Raw genomic sequence first — 21200 nt, 5'->3', positions numbered from 1 at the left:
TTAAGGATAGGGTCCTCGGCCGCTTCGGCGATGTCTCCCACAGACGATGGAAGAGCGCTAAACTTGGACCGGAACCCGAACAGCATCAGGTTGGGCGTATCATGGCTCGCAGGAGGGATGGTCACCGTGATTGGAGCCTGTTGCCCGTCATCATCCTGACGGGCCTGGTGATCGGCGGAGCCTTCGGTTTTGCCGTTAAGGTCTTCGGTCCATCCTTGGCATCCATAGCATCCAGCCCGGCCCGACCGACGCGATAGCCGCTGCGATCTCCAGCCCGATCGCTTTCGCAGAGGCGCCTGAATCTTCTCCCGACAAGCCGCGAGGCCGAACACGGCGAACCGAGCTTTTTGGACAGGCCCGGTAGAAGGCTCACCACACGTGAGATATGGGAGCAAGCCTCAGTCTGATGTTTTGAAGGACAGGAGTTCTGAAGTGTTTGTCGTGCCGCATCCACCCCCGAACGAAGCAGAGCGCCTCAAATTTCTTTTCTCCTGCGGAATTCTCGATACTGGAAAGGACGAGCGGTTCGACCGGATCACCCGCCTATCGGCGCGGTTCTATGATGCCGATGTCGCCTTCATCGGCTTCGTCGACGACAAGTACCAATGGATGAAGTCCATTCACGGGAGCGGCATCGCGCCATGGGCCGATCGCGACCAGACGATTTGTCAGATCGTGATCGCATCCGGACAACCCCTCGTGATCGGCGACCTGCAGGCGGATTCGCGGCTTGAGGGCCATCCTGCTCTTCCTCACCTGCCGTTCCGCTTCTATGCTGGCGTGCCTCTGATGACGGAGGACCGTGTTGCCGTCGCCTCGCTGTGCGTTCTCAAGCGGGCTCCCCAGCCGGCAGACGCGTTCGAACTGTCGCCCTTACAGGACCTGGGCGCGATCGCCATGGATGAACTGGAACTGTGGCGGGTCAACTGGGACCTGAGGCGGCTTGCGGAAACCGACAGCCTCACCGGCCTGGCCAATCGTCGCGCCCTCGACGCCGCGCTCGATCGCGCGTTGCGCCGGCTTCAGCGGACACAGCAGCCCCTGTCCCTGCTGATGGTCGACCTCGACCGCTTCAAGCTCCTGAACGATTGCTGGGGCCACCAGGCCGGGGATGAAGTCCTCCGGCGCTGCGCTCCGATCCTGTCAGGGGTCGCGGGCGGCCCCGATGACTTGGCGGCCCGCTATGGGGGTGAGGAATTTGCACTGCTGCTTCCCGATGCTGATGGCGCCGTGGCCCTGGAAGCCGCCGAGCGGCTGAGAGCGTTGCTGGCCTCGGCCAGGCTTCCGCACCCGCAGGGGATCAATGATGTCGTCACGGCGAGCATCGGCGTCGCGACCTATAGCCCAGGAAGCGCCGGCACAGCAGAGATGTTGATTGCTCAGGCCGATTCCGCTCTTTATCGGGCCAAGCAGCAGGGCCGCGATCGCGCCGTCGTTTACCCGGTTGCTTGAACGTTTCCTGCCGCGCAACGGCTTGTGACCGGCTCGGGCCAGGTTGGATGCGGCACGAAGACGATGAAGGGCCGCGCCAGAATTCTTGGATCGTTCTGGTCAGCGGCCCGTACTGTCATGCCCCCACGACAAACAAATGGATATTTGATTCGTTCGGTGTACGACAATAGAGCAGGCATATCTCTGAAGAGGTAAGCCGAAGGAACTATGCGAGCTTTCCGATTAATCGTATAAATTGAATCCATCGACCGATACTTGCCCCTACGGTCGTGCACTTCAAAGCGCCCTCGTGGCGCTCTTCTTTTACACCGAATTCCGGAAACAGCGACGAGCACGGAGCTGCACAGCAGGTTCCGGCCCTGGCGTATGCCAGCATGGCCGTCAGCTGCCCGCCTAAGGCCATGGGGCTCAGCGAAGCCGCACCGGCGGGATTGGCGCGGCTTCGATAGTTCATGCAGTGGAACTGTCCTCGTTATCCGCTCATGAAGCTCGGGAGAACGAGAACGATCGATGGGAAGACCGTAATCAGGACGAGCAGGAGCATCAGGACGAGAAAATAAGGGATCGCGGCCTTCGTGACGGCAATGATGTTCTTGCCGGTGATGCTCTGCAACACGAACAGGTTGAATCCGACGGGCGGTGTGATCTGCGCGGCTTCGATCAGGATGACGATGAAGATGCCGAACCAGATCAGATCGATGCCCGCGCTCTGCACCATCGGCAGCATGACCGAGGACGTCAGCACGATGATCGAAATGCCTTCGAGGAAGCATCCCAGGATCAGCATGAAGGCGGCCAGAACCGCGAGAAGCACGTAAGGCGAAAGCTGCATCGCATCGACCCAGGCAGCGAGCGTTCTGGGAATGTCGACGAACGCCACGGCGATCGAGAGGCAGGCGGCGCATCCGATGATGAACGAGATCATGCATGAGGTGCGGACCGCCGTCATCAGGCTGTCCATGAAGCTCGCCCAGGTCAGCGTCCTGCTGAAAGCCGCGAGGATCAGGGCTCCGATAACCCCGAACATCGCAGCCTCGGTCGGCGTCGCGATTCCTCCATAGATGGATCCGACGACCAGGCCGATCAGCAGCGCAACGGGGATGAGGCTTCGGGACTTGTTGATCCGCTGGAGGAAGCCGACCCGCGGCTCCGGCGGCGGGAGCTTCTCCTTGTTCAGCAGGCTCCAGATTGCTGTGTAGCCCATGAACAGCAGGATCAGCACGAGCCCGGGAAGAACGCCTGCGATGAAGAGCCGTCCGATCGATTGCTCGGCTGTCACGCCGTACACGATCATGACGATCGAGGGTGGAATCAGGAGGCCCAGAGTTCCCGATCCCGCAAGCGTGCCGATCGTCATGTTGAGAGGGTAGCCGCGCCGGGTGAGCTCGGGGACGCTCATGCGGCCGATCGTGGCGCAGGTCACCGCCGACGAGCCTGCGACGGCAGCCATGATGCCGCATCCGATGACATTCACATGCAGCAATCCGCCGGGCAGGCGCGACAGCCAGGGCGACAGCCCGCGGAACATGTCCGAGGACAGGTTCGTTCGGAACAGGATCTCCCCCATCCACACGAAGAGTGGCAGCGATGTCAGCGCCCAGCCCCAGCTGGAATCCCACAAGGTCGACGCGATGAGGGAGCCCATGGGGGCACTCGTGAACAGCTCCATCACGGCCATGCCGACGATGAGGAGCGTGAGCGAAACCCAGACGCCGGAAGCCAGCAGTCCGAATGTGAGTACGACAAGAACGATAGAAGCCAGAAGGGTCTGATCCATCGATTGCTCCTCAAGCTACGGGTCTATCGTCTTGAGCCGAATCGTGTCCGTGGTCATAGCGGGGTTTGCGCCCGCCGATGATCCAGAACAACTCGTCGAGAAGGGCGACCGCGAACATGGTCACCCCGAATGCAACGCCTGCCTGGGGAATCCAGAACGGCATCGCCAGTAGTCCGGGGCTCACGTCGTGATACTCATACGACTGAATGGCGAGCAGGATGACGTTCCAGGCCAGGTAACACACGGCCAGGGACGCAATCAGGCAGTTGAAGATTTCGACGACGCGCCTGGTATTGCCGGACAGGCGCTCGATCACGACCGTGATGCGCACATGTCCGCCATGGCCGAAGGTATGGGCCAGCCCGAAGAAAGTGGCTGCGGCGAGACAAAGTCCCGCCGCCTCCGTCGCATCGATGGTGACGCCTCTCATACGCCCGATGATCTGGGCGAGGATGGCGACCGCGATTCCAACCAGAAACACCGCTGCGATGTAACCGCTGAAAAGATAGAGCTTGTTCAGGATGGGCCTGATCATGAGCGGCGTTCTCCTTTTAGCCGGCTGACGGTTCCAGGCCTCTTATTTCAGTGCGGCCTGGTACTGCTCGTAGACGGCTTTTTCCTCGGCGGTCGCGTCTTTCAGCCAGTCCTGGACCATCTCCTTGCCGATCTCGTCGATGCGGTCGAGAATGTCCTTGGGAGCCTGAGCGATGGTCACACCATGATCGCGCAGCACTTGCTCACGCTCGGCGCTGGCTTCCTTGGCCAATTGCCAGCCGCGCTCAGTCGCTGCGGCACCCGCATTCATGACGATCTTCTGCAATTCCGGATCGAGCGCGCGCATGGCCCGTTCGTTGACGATGATCGCATTCTTGTTGTGCATCGTGCCGGTATACGTGAAGTTCTTCACATAGTCCCAGACCTGAACGTCGGTTCCGCTCTGAGCGCTGGTCCAGAGCGCTTGAATCATCCCCGTCGCAAATGCCTGCGGAACTTCCGCGAACGGCAGGATCAATGATTCCATCCCGAGCTTCTCTCCCATGATCTGGGTCTGCTTGGAATAGATGCGCAGCTTCTGGCCCTTCAGGTCTGCGAGCGAGGTCACGGGCTCCTTCGTGAAGAAGCCCTGCCCCGGCCAGGCGACATAGGTGATGACCCGCATGCCGTTCTTGCCGAAGAGCTTGTCGTAGAACGGCTTCTGAAACTCCATCAGCTTGTACGACTTGTCGAACGTGGGCACGACGCCGGGAATGTTGTCGAGATTGTACATCGCGGCTTCGTTGCCATAGACGCCCATGCGGATCTCGCCGATCTGCACCTGGCCCGACTGCACCGCCCGCTTGATCGCATCGAGCTTGATCAAGCTGTCGTGGGAACGCAGGTCGATCTTCAGCTTCCCGCCGCTCTTGGTCTCGACTTCCTTGATGAATTCCCGAATATTCTTGGTGAAGAAGCTGCTTTCGGGATAGCCCGAGGCCATCGTCCAGACAGTCTGCGCATATGATGCGGTCGATGTGACGAGGCAGGCTGCCGAAAGAGCCGCGGCGGCAAGATAGGCTTTGAACGACATGATGTTTTCCCTCTGTTCGATGAAGTGCCGGACGAGTTCGGGCAGCTGTGCTGCGTTGTCTCATCTCTTCTCTTGAGGACGACCGCTGTGCAGCGGATAGTATGAAAACCTGTCATCAGTTGTCATATATGTCAACCGATGACTTTCTCGACATGCGGAACACGAGGCCTGTTGAAACATCGTGAGCCCGCACGCTTGAACAGATGCCCCGAACAAGGTCGAGCACTCCCGTCATGTGCCGCGGCAGCGGCTGTTGGCGGGCGGTCTTGCTTTCGATGACTGCCAGCTCCCGTCAGCTGCGCGGGTTTTGCGCGCGGTAACGCTCCAGGCTTCCGGACAGATGGGCGCGCATTGCGTCTCGCGCGGCATTCGCGTCCCGGTCCGTAATCGCCTCCACGATGGCGGCGTGTTCCTTTTGAAGGGTCGCGTGATATTCCTGATCGGACACTCGCCTGGTCTGCAGGCTGCTCATTCGGATTCTGGGAATGATCTGCGGGCCGATGAAGCTCAGGAACTTCTCGAAATATGGATTGTTCGTCGCCTGAGCGATCGCCATGTGGAATTCAAAGTCGCTGCGGCCACGGTCCCCTTGGGTATCGCTGATCTCCTTGGCGATATCCTTGAACCTGGACTTGATCGCCTGAAGCTGCCGGGCGGAGCGGCGTTCGGCGGCCAGGGCCGCGGCCTCGAGCTCGACACTCAATCGAAGCTCCAGGATGTTGAGAATATCCGAGAGAGCCCCTTCCGATTTCTCGTCGAACGCGAAGGGGAGAAGTCTCGTTCTCTCGCTGACGAAGACGCCGATTCCCTGACGCGGGATCACAAGACCGTCGGCCCGCAGGGAGGCGATCGCTTCCCTTACGACCGTTCGGCTGACCCCGTATTGCTGACAGAGTTCCGCCTCAGTCGGGATGCGCGAGCCCGGGGCATAGACCTGCGTTTCGATCTTCTGAGTCAGTTCTTTCGTCAGTTGCGAAGAAAGGCTCTCTTTTCTGCCCAGCATGAGGCTATTCCTGTTCGAACGCGATTACATTCCAATTCAAGCTCATATGTATGACATATGAGCACAACGCGCCAGTGGACGGCCTTTCCCTGAGAAGAGCCGGCGCTGCGACGCCCAGCCCTCTCGGAACGCCTGATCGTAAGGGCAAGCCCGGCCGGCTATCCCAAGCCGCATGGATGCGGAGGGCGCTCGACCCATAGAATGGCTTCGATCTCGACGCTCATCCCGTGAGGGAGGCTTGGAACCCCGAACGACGTGCGTGCATGGCGCCCTGCATCCCCCAGCACATCAAGGAGCAGCTGGGAGCAACCGTCGACCACCGCCGGGTGCTCGGTGAATCCCTCGATGGCATTCACCATCCCGGTGAGCTTGACCACGGCGCCGATCCTTTCCAGCTCGCCCACAGCGGCCTTCGCGGCCGCCAGCAGCTGCAGTCCGGCATCGCGCGCGTGCAGGCGCGCCTCCGCGACCGAGACGTCGGCGCCGACCCGTCCGGTCATGAAGCCCCCATCGGCTCGCGATGCGCCACGGCCCGAGACGAAGAGGAGATTTCCGGCCCAGCGAAAGGGCAGATAGGCCCCGGCGGAGGGTCGAAGCATGGGCAGGGCAAGGCCCAGCTCAATCAAACGCTTTTCAGGGCTCATGACGTCCCCTCCCCGGATATCGTCCTATCGACGGAACTCTTGGACGCTCAGGCCAGTCGAGCGAGGGCACGGCCGATGCGATCGACCGCTTTCTCGAGATTGCTCCGCGATGTCGCGAACGAGATGCGGAAGCAGGGCTCCGACCCGAAGGCTGCGCCCGGCACGACCGCCACGTGAGCTTCGTTGAGGAGATAGGCCGCGAGCTGAGCATCGTCCTCGACGGCCCTTCCGTTGCCGGCCGCTCCGTTGATCAAGGCGCTGCATTCCGGGAAGACGTAGAAGGCGCCGTCCGGTGCCCGCAGCCTCAGGCCGGGAACGGATTGCAACCCCTCCAAGACGAGATCGCGACGGACCTTGTATTCTGCGAGGGCCTCCCGCACGAAGTCCTGGGGTCCCGTCAATGCGGCGGCGGCGGCGGCCTGCGAGATCGAGCACGGGTTGGAGGTGCTCTGAGACTGGATCTTCGCCATAACGGAAATCAAATCCGCGGGGCCAGCCGCGAAGCCGATGCGCCACCCGGTCATGGCATAGGCCTTCGAGACGCCGTTGACGATGAGGACCCGCTCCCGGAGTTCCGGGCATGCGCTGAGGAACGAACAGAACGGCTCCGTGCCGTAGGTGATCTGTTCGTAGATCTCGTCCGACAGGACCAGAAGATTCGGGTAGCGGGCGATCACGTCCCCCAGGGCCCGCATCTCGGCACGGGTGTAGCTGGCACCCGAAGGATTGTTCGGCGCGTTCAGCAGCAGCCAGCGGGTCTTCTCGCTCAGTGCGGCGTCGAGCTTCTCAGGCGTCAGCTTGTAGCCTTCATCATAGGTGCAGGGGAGGAGCTTGAACGTGCCTCCCAAGAGCACGACCATGTCGGTATACGAAACCCAGTATGGCGTGGGAACGAGAACCTCGTCGCCGGGTTCGAGCGTTGCCATCAGAGCGTTGAAGATGATCTGCTTGGCTCCGTTCCCCGCCGAGACCTCGGCGCGCGAGAAGACGAGATCGTTCTCCCGCCGGAACTTCTCGATGATGGCGTCCTTGAGGTCGGCGGTGCCGTCGGCGGCCGTGTAGTGGGTCTCCCCTCGGCGCATGGCCGCGATCGCCGCGTCGATGATGTGGGCCGGCGTGGCGAAATCGGGCTCGCCCACGCTCAGGTCGACGACATCGGTCCCCGAGGCCGACATCTGTTTCGCCTTCAGCGAGATGGCCATCGCCGGAGAGGCCTTGATCTTCCTGATCAGATCAGCTTCGTACTTCACCTGCATCCTCCGTGAGGCGAAGGACCGGGACTGCGGCAACGGCTCGCGCAGTCCCGGATCCTCAAGGCCTGCGGCTCAGTCGTTGAGAACGTAGTCGAACTCGAAGTCCCGCTTCACGGCTTCCGGACTGCGCTTGTCGGTCGGACCGTATCCGCCGCCGCCGGGAAGCTGCAGCACGAGCCGTCGCCCGGAGGGCACATGCTGGCGCCCCTTGGAGGCAAGCCGCGTTCCATCGTCCAGAAGCACGGCACCCGGAGCACCATCGCCTCCGCCCGCGCGCCCGCGCGCCGGATGATCGATCCGGTCGAACATCGCGTTGAAGTAGAATTCGTGCCCCTCGGTCGCCGCGATCTCGACGACCTGGCCCAATCCACCACGGAACTGGCCCGCCCCGCCTGAGCCGTTACGAAGCTCCTTGCGCCAGAAGACGACCGGGCCGACATGTTCGGTCGCCTCGATGGACATGGTGTGAACGCCGCTCGGGAAAGCCGTGGCGCTGAGCCCGTCGAGGGTCGGGCGGGCGCCCGCACCTCCGCTGTTGAACAGCAGGACTTCCGCCCGCTGGCCACCATCCCTGGGAGCCCTTTCACCTTGGAGCGGGCGCGCGCTGAGATGGAGGTTCCAGAGCGCCCCCGATCCTTCGGCCGGGATCTTTCCGGGGAGCATCTTGTGAACGGCCCCCAGGACGGCATCGGGGATGAAATGGCCCAGGACGTGACGAACCGCGACCGGGGCCGGATGCTGCGCGTTCAGGATGCATCCTTCGGGCGCGATCACCTGGAACGGCAGGAGCGAGCCGTAATTGTTCGGGATCTCCGGCGCCAGCGAGCATTTGAGGCCATAGCACGCATAGGCTTTGGAGTAGATCATCGGCACGTTGATGCCGAGTGGACTGGGGCCCGAGGTGCCGTCGAAATCAACCAGGATATGATCCGTGGCGACATCGATGCGCACCGCGATGTCGATGGGGCTGCCGTAACCGTCCACCCGCATGACGTTGTCGTAGGAGCCCCGGGGCAGCGCCGCGATCTTCTCGAGCGTCGCCGTGTAGCTTCTCTCGAAGACGAAATCCGCAAGCGCTTCGAGATCCTGCAGATGGAACTCGTCCATCATATCCATCAGGCGGCGATGCCCGATCTCGTTGCAGGCCGCGAGAGAGTACACGTCCCCGACGACCTGGTGCGCTTCGCGGACGTTATGGCGAAGGATGTTGACGAGATCGCGGTTGACGACGCCGCGCTCCACGAACTTCATGATCGGGATGAAGATGCCTTCCTCGTAGACCTCGTTGGCGTCCGGGCCGAAGCCGCGCCCGCCGACATCGACCACATGCGCCGTGCAGGCGAAGAACCCGATCAGCTGGCCGTTGCGGAACGAGGGCGTCACCATGGTGATGTCGAGCAGGTGACCGGTCCCTTTCCAGGGATCGTTCGTGATATAGACGTCGCCCTCGAAGATGTTGTCGGGGCCGATATCGTTGATGAAGTGGCCCACGGCCTCGGCCATCGCATTCACATGGCCCGGAGTGCCGGTGACGGCCTGGGCGATCATCTTGCCGCCGCGGTTGAAGACACCGGCCGAGAGATCGCCGGATTCGCGGACGCTGGTGCTGAAGGCCGTGCGGATCAGGGTGATGGCCTGTTCCTCGACGACCGAGATCAGGCGGTTCCACATGATCTGCATGTGGACATCGGACAGCGCAGAATGGGTCATGATGTAATCTCCTCGGCCTTCAGACGGATGACGCGCGGATCAGCAGGCAACCGTCTGCCTGCATCACAGCCTCTCGCCCGACGGTGACGATCGTCGATGTTTCTCGTTCGGTGATGACGGCGGGCCCCGCGATGAAATCGCCGGTCTTCATCGCGCTGCGGGCAACGACGCCAGCCTCGAGGAACCGGCCGCTCTGCGCGTCGAAGACCTGCCGCTTGCCGGATGGAACGACGGCCCGCATGCCGTGCGTCCGGGCGACGGCGCTCGGCGGCGGAACCTCGGAACTCGCCCGGAGGGACCAGCTGACGATCTCGACATCCAGACCGTCGATCAGGCGTCCGAAGAAGCGGGTATATTGATCGTCGAAATTCTTGCGGAAGGTCGCCTCGTCCGCGTCCGCATAATCGCGGACCTCTACGGGAACAGGAACCTCCCACCCCTGACCGAGGTAGCGCATATAGGCCACGCATTCGAGTTGAGGCGTGATTCCGGGCGCGCCCAGATGCACGAAGGAGGTCGCCTCGCCGATCAGGTCCTTCAGCACCGCGTTGATCTTGCCCGCATCGAAGCGGCTCAGCCGCAGGTAGGCGCTGCGCACGGACTCGTAGCCGAAGGGAGCGCGCAGGAAGCCGATGGCGGACCCGACGCCCGCGCCGGGCGGGATCAGCAACTCGCGCACGCCGAGCTTCTCGCACAGGCGGGACGCGTGGATTGGCGCCGCTCCGCCGAAGGCGATCAGTGTGAACTCGGAGAGTTCCTTGCCGTTCTCCACCGCATGCATGCGGGCGGCGTTGCTCATGTTTTCGTCGACGACTTCGCTCAATCCGAAAGCTGCGGTGGTGCTGTCGATGTCGAGCTTCGACGCCAGGTCACGCTCCACGGCGCCGTTTGAGGCCGCAGGAAGCAGCTTGAACGAACCGCCTGCGAATTCATCGGGATCCAGCCGCCCCAGGAGCAGATCGGCGTCCGTGACGGTCGGATGCTGTCCTCCGCGGCCGTAGCAGGCCGGACCGGGCTCGGATCCTGCGCTGTGAGGGCCGACACGAATCTGGCGCATGGAATCGACCGTTGCGATGGAACCGCCGCCGGCGCCGATTTCCACCATCTCGATGACCGGGATCGAGATCGGCATGCCGCTGCCTTTCTTGAACCGGTAGGTGCGGGCGACCTCGAATGTCTTTGCGGTCTTCGGAACCTGCCCCTCGATCAGACAGATCTTGGCCGTGGTGCCGCCCATGTCATAGGACAGAACCTGGTCCAGCCCGTAGCGCGCCGCGATATCGGCTGCGAAGATGGCGCCCCCGGCCGGACCGGACTCCAAGAGCCTGACCGGAAACTCGATCGCGCTTTCGACGCTGATGATGCCGCCACCGGAATGCATCATGAAGATCGGGCAGGCGACGCCCTCCTCCGAGAGACGCCCGACCAGGCGGTTGAGGTAGGAGGCCATCAGCGGTTTGACATAGGCATTGGCGCAGACGGTATTGAACCGCTGGAATTCGCGCATCTGGGGTGAGACTTCCGACGAAATCGAGACCGAGAGCTGCGGATTGCGTTTGAGGAGCGCATCGCGCACCTGACGCTCATGGACGCCGTTCAGATACGAATGAATAAAGCCGATGGCGATACTATCGAACTGGGCGGCGGCAAGGCGGTCGGCGAGTTCCGCGACCTCGGCGGAGTCGAGCGCCTTGAGGACGGATCCATCGGCCCCGATTCGCTCATCAAGGACATAGCGGTGCTTGCGTTCGACCAGGGGGGCGGGCAGGACAATGTCGAGATCGTACTGCTCGAACCGGTTTTCCGTTCGCATCTCGATGACATCGCGGAACCCTTTGGTCGTCACGAACGCCATCTTCGCACCACGGCGCTCGATCAGAGCGTTGGTCGCCAGCGTTGTCCCGTGGATGACCATGTCGATCTGTGAGAGCATCAACCCGGCCGATTCCGTGACCTGACGAATTCCGTCGACGATGGCCTGTTCGGGGAATGCATAATTGGTCAGAACCTTCGTGGAATAAAGCCGATTGCCGACTTCCATTGCGACATCGGTGAACGTACCGCCGATGTCGACGCCTACTCTGACTTGATTGCCATCAGCCGTCATTTCTGCTGCTTCTCCCGTTATGGATCTTTGCCAATGTCGCGACGCTGGTTCTTGCAACGCCGTGCTGTCGGAGCGCACTCATGCCACGGCCCACGAGCCGACCTCGGCGCACCGATGAAAGCACTTGCCCTCGAAGGTAGAATGGCCGGCTGCGGCGCGTCAAGGACATAATATGTATGATGACATGATTTCGATTCTCCTTATTTTACGGCGATGACATGGGCACCGTAGCGCTCCGTTCCTGCATGATGTAATTCATCATACAACTGTTGACCTATCCCAGTCGGGCGGCTAAGGATTGAGGACTTAGGGTTGGAAACAGGAGCTTCGAATGGATCCCCGGGATATGAAGGCGGCAATCGGCGCCGGCCTATTGTCTTTCCCTGTCACGCATTTCGATGAGGAGCATCGGTTCAACGCCGAGAGCTACCAAAGGCACGTTGCCTGGCTTGCAGAGTACAAGGCGGCGGCTCTGTTCGCCGCCGGGGGCACCGGCGAGTTCTTCTCCCTGCAGCCTCACGAGGTTCCGCAGGTCGTCCGGGCGGCGAAGGAGGCGGCGGGCGCCACGCCGATCATCGCCGGGTGCGGGTATGGCACGGAAGTTGCCGTGTCGATCGCCAAAGCGGTTGAAGCCGCCGGCGCAGATGGAATCCTGCTGCTCCCGCACTACCTGATCGATGCGCCGCAAGAGGGGCTTTATCAGCACGTGAAGCGGGTTTGCGCCTCCATCGGCATCGGTGTGATGGTCTATAATCGCGACAACTCCGTGCTTCAGCCGGAGACCCTTGCGCGACTTTGCGACGAATGTCCCAATCTCGTCGGCTTCAAGGACGGCACGGGGGATATCGGCATGATCCGCCAGGTCACGGCGACTCTCGGTGATCGGCTGACCTATCTCGGCGGCATGCCGACAGCGGAACTTTTTGCCGAAGCTTATCTGAGCGCCGGATTTACCACCTACTCCTCGGCCGTGTTCAATTTCATCCCGGCACTCGCGATGGAGTTCTACACGGCGGTGCGCGCCAACGACCGCGCGCGCTGCGAGGCGATCCTGCAAGAGTTCTTCTATCCGTTCATGCGCCTGCGCAGCCGGGCCAAAGGCTACGCGGTCTCCGCCGTCAAGGCGGGCGTGCGCCTTCAAGGCTTCTCGGCCGGTCCCGTCCGGTCGCCCCTGACGGACCTGACGGCGGAAGAAGAACAGATGCTGCAGGCGCTGATCGACCGGGTCAGGCGCTAACTTGAACGGGAGGCGGGCCCGGCCCGCCTCCCCATAACCTGCAGAGACATCGAGACAAGGTCACTGCGACTTCCTGGTTGGGAGTGATGCGGATGATCCCTGCAGCCTGCATCGTGAGACGTCGGAGGCAATGAGCCTATATGGGCTCCATGCCCTGTTTGCGCTTCGCCTCGTCTGCCTCCGCCGAGTTCAGAAATCGGATCAGGGCATAAGCTTCTTCCGGCTGGGCCGACGTTTTCGAGATGCCCATTGTAAACACGGTGGTCGCCTGGATCTCCTGCGGCAAGGGGCCGAGGATCTCGATTCCGGGGACGGACAGCAGCTCGCTGAGTTGCTGCAACCCGAGATCCGCCTCCCCTCTTGCGACCATGGTGCCCACCGGCACGCCTGGAGGCGCCTGCAGCAGGCGCTGCGCGGCCACTTCGCCCATGCCCCACCTGTCCAGCAGCCGCATGAGGTGGTCGCCGCTCGGGCCTGTGGAGTAGCAGATCTTGCCCGCAGCCAGGACAGCCTGCTTCACGGCCTCTTCGCTCTCGATGCCGGGCCGGGCCGCGCCGGAGCGGACTGCCAGCGCGATGCCGGAGCGGGCGAAGCCCGCTCGCGTCCCCGGGAGGAGATGCTCCTCGGCCTCCAGCTGCTCCATCACTTTCGACGCGAGGATGACGACATCGGTCGGCTGGCCGGCGCGAACGAGCCTCGCCGCCTCCACGCCCCCCATTGGGCGGATTGCGACCGGCACTCCCGTCCTCTGCTCATAGAGCCCGGCGAGTTCGGCCAGGATCTGCCGGGTCGCCATGGATGAAACGCCGTCAATGTGCTTTGCCAATGAGGACCTCCTCCCTCACGGGGCGTGCTCCATCAATCTCAGTCGATGTATTTCAGCCCCGCCCGGGCCAGCGGCTCGCGCATCTGATACAGGTCCAGGCCGAGCGTGCCGGCGGCCAGCGTGGCGCGCTTCTTCTCTTCGTTGGCTTCGCGCGCCGCTGCCGCTTCGGCGGTCTTGTGCACCAGGGCGGCGGGCACGACCACGACACCGTCGTCATCGGCCACGATGGCATCGCCGGGCTCCACCATCGCGCCCGCGCAGACGATCGGGATGTTCACCGAACCGAGCGTCGCCTTGACCGTGCCCTTGGCGGAAACGCACTTGCTCCACACGGGGAAACCCATCTCGGTCAAGGTTTTCACGTCGCGTACGCCCGCGTCGATGATGAGCGCTCTTGCGCCGCGCGCCTTGAAGCTCGTCGCGAGAAGATCGCCGAAATAGCCGTCCGTGCATTCGGCGCTGATGGCGGCGACCACGATATCGCCCGGCTGGATCTGTTCCGCGACGACATGCATCATCCAGTTGTCGCCCGGATGCAGCAGCACGGTGACGGCCGTGCCCGACACCTGGGCGCCGGGATAGATCGGACGCATATACGGCTTCAGGAGTCCGACGCGCCCCATCGCCTCGTGCACGGTCGAGACGCCGTATCCGGCAAGCCTGTCGACGGCGGCGCGGTCCGCGCGATTGATGTTCCGTTTGACGATTCCGAGTTCGGTCATGATGGTGTCCTTTATCGTCCACGCGCCTTCAGGGCGGCATCCAGGCGTGGATAGACGCGGCGTGCGTTGCCTTCGTAGATCTTGTAGCGGTCTTCCGAACTCAGGTTCTGAGTTGCCTCGATGTAGCGCTTGGTATCGTCGAAATGATGCCCGGTCTCGGGATCGATCCCACGCACCGCGCCGATCATCTCGCTGGCGAAGAGAATGTTCTCGACCGGGATGACCTTCGTCAGCAGATCGATGCCGGGCTGATGATAGACGCAGGTGTCGAAGAAGACGTTCTTGAGGATGTGCTCGCGCAGCTCGGGTTTGTCGAGCGCCTGGGCGAGGCCGCGATACCGGCCCCAGTGGTAAGGAGCGGCGCCGCCCCCGTGCGGAACCACGAAACGGAGCGTCGGAAAGTCCTTGAACAGATCGCCCTCGATGAGCTGCATCACCGCCGTGGTGTCGGCATTGATGTAATGCGCGCCCGTCGTATGGAAACAGGCGTTGCAGCTCGTCGACACGTGGACCATGGCCGGAATGTCGAATTCCACCATTTTCTCATAGATCGGATACCAATGCCGGTCGGTCAGAGGGGGGCTTTTCCAGTAGCCGCCGGTGGGGTCGGGATTCAGGTTGATCCCGACGAAGCCGTATTCCTTCACGCATTTCTCGAGCTCGGGAATGCACGTCTTGGGATCGACGCCCGGGCTCTGCGGCAGCATGGCCGCTCCGATGAAGTTGTCCGGGAAAAGCTGCGAGACGCGATAGCAGAGCTCGTTGCAGATGGCGGCCCATTCCGAAGAAATCGAGAAATCGCCTATATGATGCGCCATGAAGCTCGCGCGCGGGCTGAAGATCGTGAGATCCAGGCCGCGCTCCCGCATCAGGCGGAGCTGGTTGCCCTCAATCGTCTCGCGCAGCTCGTCGTCGCTGATTCTCAGCTCGGAAACCGACGGCCGCTGCGATGGATCGGAGATGCTGGCGACCTGGCGCTTGCGCCAATCCTCGAGCGCCTTCGGGGCCGTCGTGTAATGGCCATGACAATCGATGATCATCGGAACACCTTTCAAGTCGGTTGAGTGCTGTCGAAGAGATGCACCTGATGCCTTACTGGTGTGCGTGGAGCAAAACCTGAAGACAAATGAATAATCTGGTCGGATCGAACGATTCCATGCATCTGCGAAGCAATGCTACCTTGCGCGATGTTTCATCCGGAGGGCTCGCAGGGTGCGAGTTCCAGGGCTGCGTCACGAAAGCCGTCCGGGGTCGGGCGAGCATGTGGAGCGGCCTTTGCCCTCGTGACATTCGATCCGGTTTTGCGAAGGCCTGCCTGTTGCGGGCCTTCGCACTGTTTTTACGAACCGCAGGGCGGTTTGGAGGCTCAGAGCAGCGGCACGCCCAGCAGCATGCCGAAGCCGAACTGCGTTAGCGCCCAGAACATGATCCCTGTTCCGACCGCCCAAAAGGGCCTCTTCCCTCGCTCGAGGAGAAGGACCATCAGCGCGGCGCCTATGCCGAGCCCGACGGGCATCCCGAGCCAATAGACCGAACCGAAAGCCGCCAGCGTCAGCACCAGAAGGGCGAATGCCATGGCTTGAACGGGCGATCTGGTCCTGTCGCGGCCGATCACGATCTGGAACAGGTAGAACAGGCTCAGACCGAACCCCAACCCGGCCAGGATCAGCGGAAGGAACGCCGATCCCACGTCGCCCGACGCACGCACGGGCGGCATTTGTTTCGCCATCCAGAAGAATATCGTGAAGAAGGCGAGTGCCGCCGCCGCGACGACGAGTTTCTGGACGAGCAGAAGGGCGGCGGTTTCACCGCCCTCCTCTCTTGTCGTCTCGGCCGAACTCATTTCACGAGACCCACCGACTTCAGGAACTCGGTCTGATTGGCAAGCTGCCGCTGCACCATCTCAGAATAGGCCTTCTCGCCGAGGTTGATGTTCTCCTGCTTCTCACGCTTCTGGAATTCGAGCCAGTCCTTGGAGGCCTCGACCTTGTCGATCGCTTCCTGGATCTTGCCCATGACGTCGTCGGGGGTTTTGCCGTGCACCGCGACGCCGCGCCAGATCGAGTCGACGATGTCGTAACCCTGCTCCTTGAAGGTCGGCACGTTCGGGAAGAAAGGCGAGCGTTCCTCGGTGGTGATTCCGAGCAGGCGGATTTCTCCGCTCTCCACCTGCGACAGTCCGCTCGAGGGCGTCATGATCGCGACGTCCATATGCCCACCGAGCAGCGAGAGCGGAATCTTGCCGGATGCGTCGTGCGGGATCCATCCCGATTCGAATTTTCCGAGCTTGCCGAGCTGATAGAGAATGAATTGGTGGAAGCCCGCCGGAGCATGGCCGCCGACCCGGAGCTTGTTCGGATTCTCGCGCATGGAGGTGACGAAGTCGTTCAGGGTTTTGAACGGGCTGTCGGCGCGGACGGCCACGGATGACGGCTCCGCCTGCATGGCGCGGACGTAACGCAGATCCTGCAGCTTGAAGGGAATGAGGCCCTGCGCGATGCCGAAGGTCAGCGTTCCGGTGCACACGAGAATGTTGTAGCCGTCGGCCGGTTGGGCCAAGACGGTGGACACGCCCACGGCGCCCGAGCCGCCAGGGCGGTTTTGGACCGAGACGGTCCAGCCGGCCTCCTTGGTGAGCAGCTCCGCGAGCTGACGGCCATAGGTATCGAGCGCGCCGCCTGCGCCGGACCAGACCACGAGGTTGACCGCCTTTTCAGGGAAGCCGGCCGCAAATGCGCCTTTCACCTGGAGCACGAGCGGTGCTGCGCCCAGAGCGGCGAGGAGCGAGCGGCGTGATGGGTTGAACGTCATGGTGCGTTTTCCTCCTAGAGATGTTTTCAAGCTGTTTTGATTGTCTTTTCGCGCCAGGACCGCCGGGCCGGGTAAAGGATGCTCACCAGGCTGAGGACCAGGAAGATCACCGAGACGGGATCGGTCAGGAAGATGCTGTAGGAACCGCGCGACGTCACAAGAGCCGTGCGGAAATTCGTTTCCACCAGATAGCCCAGGACCAGCGCAAGCACGACGGGCGCAACGGGGAAGGAGAGCTTCTTCATGAGGTACCCGAGAGCGCCGAAGCCGATGGTCAGCCAGACGTCGAAGGCGAGGTTGCGCAGCGAGTAGGCGCCCAGGATCGCGAAGATCAGGATTCCGGCGGCCAGGACGGAGTCCGGCAGGTTGATCACCCGCGACATCCACGGCAGCGAGAGCGATGCGAGAAGGAACATGACCACGCATGCCAGCAGCAATCCGAGCAGGATCGTGTAAACGAGGACGGGCTGCTCGGTGAAGAGCTGCGGGCCGGGGCGCAAGCCGTGAAGCACGAGCGCACCCACGATGACGGCCGTGGTGGGCGAACCGGGCACGCCGAGGGCGAGAAGCGGAACCATCGCGCCGCCGACGGTCGCATTGTTCGACGATTCCGGCGCAGCGATGCCGCGCGGCTCGCCTTTGCCGAAAGGGAGCTTTGGGTTGCGCCGCATGGCATAGTCGCGGGCAACCCAGCAGGCGATGTTCCCGCCCACGCCGGGCAGGATTCCGAGGAAGGTGCCGATCACCGACCCGGAGATCATGGTGCGGATCAGCTCCTTCCATTCTTGGAACGTCAGGTACACCGCGCGCACGGCGCCCTTGGAGACGCGCCCACGGGCCTTGCCGGCGCTTTCCGCGAGAATGAAGCCTTCGGAAACCGCGAAGAGACCGATCAGGACGGCCAGCATCGGGATGCCTTCGAAGAGCGCGATCTGGTTGAAGGTGAAGCGCGGCATGCCCGCGATCGGATCGATGCCGACGAAGGCGAGCAGCAGACCGAACGCGGCGCCGATCAGACCCTTGATGAGGGACCCGCCCGAAAGGGCGGCCACCGAGGTCAGACCGAACAAGCCAACCGCGAAATAGCTCGCAGGGCCGAACTGCAATGCGAGCTTGGACAGCGGCATGGCGAGAAACAGCAGGGCGACGCCGCCGACGAGCCCGCCGATGGTCGACGCCGAGAGCGAGATCGCGAGCGCCTTGTTGGCCTGCCCCCGCTGGGTCATCGCGAACCCGTCGATCGTCGTGGCCGCGGCGGCAGCCGTGCCCGGCGTCGACAGCAGGATCGCCGAAACCGAGCCGCCATACTCCGCCGCCATATACAGCGAAATCAGCAGCAGCATCGAGTTCTCGGGTGTCATCGTATAGGTGAAGGGGATCAAAAGGCTGATGCCGATGGAGGGTCCCAGACCGGGCAAGGCCCCTACAATGATCCCGATCGCCGTGCCGGCGATGAGCGACAAGAGCCCGGAGAAGGAAAACAGCACCCCGAGGGTGTCGACGAGTATTTGCATGATGAAGCCTTCGATCGTGTCACAGGGCGCTTTTAACAGCCAAGTCTCGTTTCAGGAGACCGGGCCTGCCCAGGCCGATCGAATGGTCGCAACGTGCCCATGATGCTTCCTCCCTCCTTGGGACCTCCTATGCCTATCTACGTTTGTGAGAAAATGGACTTTCGCCCAAGCGCACACGCCGTTTGCCTTGTGATCAGGCGCATAGGTTAAAACTCCCGGCATATTGCGTCGGAATGTTCACGCGGCGATAATAGAAGTGACGAAATGTGATATAAGTTTTGATGAAACGGCCTGCCCACTTCCCGAACCTGCGCCACCTGAGGATGTTTCTGTCGGTCTGCGAGCTCGGATCTTTGAACGCGGCGGCGAAAGGCCTGAACATTGCTCAACCGGCGATTACGCAGGCCATTTCCCGCCTGGAAGAGCATTATGCCGTCCCGCTCTTGACGCGAAGAAGCGGCGGCAGCCAGCCGACGAAGGAAGGCCGTGTTCTCTGGCAACGATGCGACCGCTTCTTTCGCATTCTTCAAAGGGGAATCATGGTTGCCTCCGAACGCGCGGCGGCGCCGACCTTGTCGCAGAGCAACCATATTGTCGCGCGCCTCACGGCCTCTCAGATCTTCGCGCATGTGTCCGTGAGCCATCATGGTTCCCTGCTCCTGGCGGCGAAGGCGGACGGCATTTCCGTTTCCGCGCTTCACCGGGCGGCCCGCGATGTCGAGAGCAATCTCGGATACGAGCTCTACACCAAGACCCCGCAGGGGCTCGCCGCCAACCGGGCGGGCGCGGAACTGGCACGCCAGTTTCAGATCGCCCTTCGCGAAATCGTCACGGCCGAAGAGGAGCTGAAGGGCTCGGACGGATCGCTGAAGGGGCGGGTGCTCATCGCCTCGCTCCCCATGATCCGGTCTTCTATCCTGGGCAAGGCCATCAACCGCACCCGGGCACGGGCGCCGCAGGTGGATTTCGTCGTACTGGAGGGGGTGTACGATACGATGCTGCGGGCGCTGCGTTCCGGCGATGCCGACATGCTCATCGGCGCGATCCGCCAGCCCCCGCCCGCCGACGACGTGACCGAGACGTATCTTTTCAGCGATCCTTACACGATCATCGCGCGCAAGGGGCATCCGCTTGAAGGGAAAGACGTTTCCATCGACGATCTGGCGTCGTGCGAATGGGTCGCCCAGCGCGAGGGAACGCCCGTGCGCAATGCCCTCAATGCTCTTTTCGCGGGCCGGGGAGAAGGGCCGCGCGTGCGGATCGAAGCGCCCTCCACCTTGTTGATGCGCTCGATTCTTCTCGACAGCGACGCCCTTGCCGTTCTTTCGGTGCGGCAAGTGGCCCTGGAGGTGAAACTGGGCTTGCTCACGCCGTTGCGCTTTCACGTGTCGGCCGGAGGACGTGCCATCGGCGTCACCATGAGAAGCGATTGGCTGCCGAGCAGAACACAGCTGCTTTTCCTGGAGAGTTTCTATGAGGTGTTGTCCGAGGAAATCGAAGGGTTCGTTCCTCCGAAATAATGCCCTTTCACATTTTCTTATAGTGAATCGACAACTTCCGATGAAGCATTTCCACGGCTTTGGGTGCACAGAATCGGTCTTGGAGAGAGGCGACTTTTCCTCCGCAGCGGGGGCGCCTCCGGAGATCTTTCAAGGCAGGCCGATCCTGCACTCAGAACCGAGGTCATCACATGAAAATTGCGTATATCGGCTTTGGCGAGGCCGCACGCGCCTTCACGGACACTCTCAAGGGCAAGGGCGAGGCCGAATTCATCGCAGCTTATGACCTCAAGCAGGACGAAGCCATGGCGGCCGAGGCTCGCTCGCGCGGATTGCGGTTCGAGTCTTCCGTGAAAGCGGCCATCGAAGGCGCGGACTGGGTTTTCGCGGCCGTGACGGCCGATCAATCGCTCGAGGCGGCCAAATCGGCTCTGTCCGCTCTGAAGCCGGGCCAGCTCTACATCGACATCAACTCTGTCTCGCCGGGCCGCAAACGGGAAACGGCGGCGCTCGTGGAGGCCACAGGCGCTTCCTACCTCGACATGGCCGTGATGGCGCCCGTCCATCCGCGCGGCCACGCCACTCCGGTACTTATCGCGGGCAAGACCGCCGACGATATCGAGCCTGTTCTTGCGGCTCACGGCTTCGCGTTCGAGACCGTGGGTCACGAGGTGGGGGCTGCCACCGCCATCAAGATGGTCCGCTCGCTCTTCGTGAAGGGCCTCGAGGCGCTCACGGTGGAGACCATGCTCGCGGCGCGCGCTTCGGGTTGCCTCGACCGCGTGATGGGCTCGCTCGCGGAAACCTTTCCGGGTCTCGGCTGGCCGAAAAATATCGAATACATGTTTGAGCGGACCCTCCGCCATGGTATCCGCCGGGCGGCGGAAATGCGGGAGGTTGCGAAGACCTACGACGAGCTTGGCTTCGTCGGGCGCCTCGCGGATGCCGTCGCCGATATTCAGGAGAGCCAGGGCACGATCGACGCCAAGGACCTTCGGAAAATCGAGCTGAGCGATGCGATTTCCGAAATCGTTGAAAAGCGTCTTGCCCTCGGGAAATGACGCCGGACGGCCGATGG

General features: G+C 62.3%; 18 protein-coding genes. 4 read left to right on the top strand and 14 right to left on the bottom strand.

Annotated elements, in window-relative coordinates; translation table 11 throughout:
• Nucleotides 1–441 precede the first annotated feature (441 nt).
• A complete protein-coding gene (locus ACS5Q0_RS02040) occupies nt 442–1452 on the top strand; it encodes a sensor domain-containing diguanylate cyclase (protein ID WP_473124924.1) in 1011 nt (336 codons plus the stop codon).
• Between the two features lie 472 nt (nt 1453–1924).
• On the opposite strand, the gene ACS5Q0_RS02035 is transcribed toward ACS5Q0_RS02040, so the two are convergent.
• The 8 genes from ACS5Q0_RS02035 to ACS5Q0_RS02000 form a co-directional block, all read right to left on the bottom strand.
• The gene (locus tag ACS5Q0_RS02035; protein WP_473124923.1) at nt 1925–3229 is read right to left on the bottom strand and encodes a TRAP transporter large permease; all 1305 of its coding nucleotides are present in this window, start codon (nt 3227–3229) and stop codon (nt 1925–1927) included.
• Between the two features lie 10 nt (nt 3230–3239).
• Entirely contained in the window at nt 3240–3764 is a 525-nt protein-coding gene (locus ACS5Q0_RS02030) for a TRAP transporter small permease (protein ID WP_473124922.1), read from the bottom strand.
• A 42-nt stretch (nt 3765–3806) separates the two neighbouring features.
• Nucleotides 3807–4796: a TRAP transporter substrate-binding protein gene (locus ACS5Q0_RS02025; RefSeq protein WP_473124921.1), complete on the bottom strand. Its 990-nt coding sequence runs from the start codon at nt 4794–4796 to the stop codon at nt 3807–3809.
• Between the two features lie 292 nt (nt 4797–5088).
• On the bottom strand, nt 5089–5799 hold the full coding sequence (locus tag ACS5Q0_RS02020) for a FadR/GntR family transcriptional regulator (RefSeq protein WP_473124920.1): 711 nt from the start codon (nt 5797–5799) through the stop codon (nt 5089–5091).
• Nucleotides 5800–5957: 158 nt separating this feature from the next.
• Nucleotides 5958–6443: a RidA family protein gene (locus ACS5Q0_RS02015; protein ID WP_473124919.1), complete on the bottom strand. Its 486-nt coding sequence runs from the start codon at nt 6441–6443 to the stop codon at nt 5958–5960.
• 47 nt (nt 6444–6490) lie between these two features.
• Complete coding sequence (locus ACS5Q0_RS02010; protein WP_473124918.1) at nt 6491–7693, bottom strand: pyridoxal phosphate-dependent aminotransferase; 1203 nt, start codon at nt 7691–7693, stop codon at nt 6491–6493.
• Between the two features lie 75 nt (nt 7694–7768).
• The gene (locus ACS5Q0_RS02005) at nt 7769–9406 is read right to left on the bottom strand and encodes a hydantoinase B/oxoprolinase family protein (RefSeq protein ID WP_473124917.1); all 1638 of its coding nucleotides are present in this window, start codon (nt 9404–9406) and stop codon (nt 7769–7771) included.
• Between the two features lie 19 nt (nt 9407–9425).
• Complete coding sequence (locus ACS5Q0_RS02000) at nt 9426–11513, bottom strand: hydantoinase/oxoprolinase family protein (protein WP_473124916.1); 2088 nt, start codon at nt 11511–11513, stop codon at nt 9426–9428.
• A gap of 331 nt (nt 11514–11844) precedes the next feature.
• Here ACS5Q0_RS02000 and kdgD point away from each other — a divergent pair, with 331 nt between their 5' ends.
• Nucleotides 11845–12750, top strand: coding sequence for a 5-dehydro-4-deoxyglucarate dehydratase (gene kdgD, locus ACS5Q0_RS01995; RefSeq protein ID WP_473124915.1), 906 nt, complete (start codon nt 11845–11847; stop codon nt 12748–12750).
• A gap of 136 nt (nt 12751–12886) precedes the next feature.
• Here kdgD and ACS5Q0_RS01990 read toward each other — a convergent pair whose 3' ends face one another.
• The 6 genes from ACS5Q0_RS01990 to ACS5Q0_RS01965 form a co-directional block, all read right to left on the bottom strand.
• Entirely contained in the window at nt 12887–13576 is a 690-nt protein-coding gene (locus tag ACS5Q0_RS01990) for a substrate-binding domain-containing protein (protein WP_473124914.1), read from the bottom strand.
• 38 nt (nt 13577–13614) lie between these two features.
• Complete coding sequence (gene ligK / locus ACS5Q0_RS01985) at nt 13615–14298, bottom strand: 4-carboxy-4-hydroxy-2-oxoadipate aldolase/oxaloacetate decarboxylase (protein ID WP_473124913.1); 684 nt, start codon at nt 14296–14298, stop codon at nt 13615–13617.
• An 11-nt stretch (nt 14299–14309) separates the two neighbouring features.
• Nucleotides 14310–15338, bottom strand: coding sequence for an amidohydrolase family protein (locus ACS5Q0_RS01980; protein WP_473124912.1), 1029 nt, complete (start codon nt 15336–15338; stop codon nt 14310–14312).
• Between the two features lie 326 nt (nt 15339–15664).
• The gene (locus tag ACS5Q0_RS01975) at nt 15665–16141 is read right to left on the bottom strand and encodes a tripartite tricarboxylate transporter TctB family protein (RefSeq protein ID WP_473124911.1); all 477 of its coding nucleotides are present in this window, start codon (nt 16139–16141) and stop codon (nt 15665–15667) included.
• Nucleotides 16138–17109, bottom strand: a complete 972-nt coding sequence (locus ACS5Q0_RS01970) for a tripartite tricarboxylate transporter substrate binding protein (protein ID WP_473124910.1) — start codon at nt 17107–17109, stop codon at nt 16138–16140. The genes ACS5Q0_RS01975 and ACS5Q0_RS01970 overlap by 4 nt, the downstream gene beginning before the upstream one ends.
• A gap of 26 nt (nt 17110–17135) precedes the next feature.
• On the bottom strand, nt 17136–18623 hold the full coding sequence (locus ACS5Q0_RS01965; RefSeq protein ID WP_473124909.1) for a tripartite tricarboxylate transporter permease: 1488 nt from the start codon (nt 18621–18623) through the stop codon (nt 17136–17138).
• A gap of 281 nt (nt 18624–18904) precedes the next feature.
• On the opposite strand from ACS5Q0_RS01965, the gene ACS5Q0_RS01960 reads away from it, so the two are divergent.
• Together ACS5Q0_RS01960 and ACS5Q0_RS01955 are read left to right on the top strand one after the other, a co-directional pair.
• Entirely contained in the window at nt 18905–20143 is a 1239-nt protein-coding gene (locus tag ACS5Q0_RS01960; RefSeq protein ID WP_473124908.1) for a LysR family transcriptional regulator, read from the top strand.
• A gap of 170 nt (nt 20144–20313) precedes the next feature.
• The gene (locus tag ACS5Q0_RS01955) at nt 20314–21183 is read left to right on the top strand and encodes an NAD(P)-dependent oxidoreductase (RefSeq protein WP_473124907.1); all 870 of its coding nucleotides are present in this window, start codon (nt 20314–20316) and stop codon (nt 21181–21183) included.
• Nucleotides 21184–21200: the final 17 nt, after the last annotated feature.

The sequence above is a fragment of the Microvirga sp. HS2 genome, from assembly GCF_055792805.1.
This window is presented reverse-complemented; position numbering and strand designations above follow the sequence as displayed.

What these genes read in the sequence shown, in the direction of transcription:
- ACS5Q0_RS02035 (WP_473124923.1), bottom strand. Translation starts at nt 3,229, where the DNA reads ATGGATCAGACCCTTCTGGCTTCTATCGTTCTTGTCGTACTCACATTC.
- ACS5Q0_RS02030 (WP_473124922.1), bottom strand. Translation starts at nt 3,764, where the DNA reads ATGATCAGGCCCATCCTGAACAAGCTCTATCTTTTCAGCGGTTACATC.
- ACS5Q0_RS02025 (WP_473124921.1), bottom strand. Translation starts at nt 4,796, where the DNA reads ATGTCGTTCAAAGCCTATCTTGCCGCCGCGGCTCTTTCGGCAGCCTGC.
- ACS5Q0_RS02020 (WP_473124920.1), bottom strand. Translation starts at nt 5,799, where the DNA reads ATGCTGGGCAGAAAAGAGAGCCTTTCTTCGCAACTGACGAAAGAACTG.
- ACS5Q0_RS02015 (WP_473124919.1), bottom strand. Translation starts at nt 6,443, where the DNA reads ATGAGCCCTGAAAAGCGTTTGATTGAGCTGGGCCTTGCCCTGCCCATG.
- ACS5Q0_RS02005 (WP_473124917.1), bottom strand. Translation starts at nt 9,406, where the DNA reads ATGACCCATTCTGCGCTGTCCGATGTCCACATGCAGATCATGTGGAAC.
- ACS5Q0_RS02000 (WP_473124916.1), bottom strand. Translation starts at nt 11,513, where the DNA reads ATGACGGCTGATGGCAATCAAGTCAGAGTAGGCGTCGACATCGGCGGT.
- kdgD (WP_473124915.1), top strand. Translation starts at nt 11,845, where the DNA reads ATGGATCCCCGGGATATGAAGGCGGCAATCGGCGCCGGCCTATTGTCT.
- ligK (WP_473124913.1), bottom strand. Translation starts at nt 14,298, where the DNA reads ATGACCGAACTCGGAATCGTCAAACGGAACATCAATCGCGCGGACCGC.
- ACS5Q0_RS01980 (WP_473124912.1), bottom strand. Translation starts at nt 15,338, where the DNA reads ATGATCATCGATTGTCATGGCCATTACACGACGGCCCCGAAGGCGCTC.
- ACS5Q0_RS01975 (WP_473124911.1), bottom strand. Translation starts at nt 16,141, where the DNA reads ATGAGTTCGGCCGAGACGACAAGAGAGGAGGGCGGTGAAACCGCCGCC.
- ACS5Q0_RS01970 (WP_473124910.1), bottom strand. Translation starts at nt 17,109, where the DNA reads ATGACGTTCAACCCATCACGCCGCTCGCTCCTCGCCGCTCTGGGCGCA.
- ACS5Q0_RS01965 (WP_473124909.1), bottom strand. Translation starts at nt 18,623, where the DNA reads ATGCAAATACTCGTCGACACCCTCGGGGTGCTGTTTTCCTTCTCCGGG.
- ACS5Q0_RS01960 (WP_473124908.1), top strand. Translation starts at nt 18,905, where the DNA reads ATGAAACGGCCTGCCCACTTCCCGAACCTGCGCCACCTGAGGATGTTT.
- ACS5Q0_RS01955 (WP_473124907.1), top strand. Translation starts at nt 20,314, where the DNA reads ATGAAAATTGCGTATATCGGCTTTGGCGAGGCCGCACGCGCCTTCACG.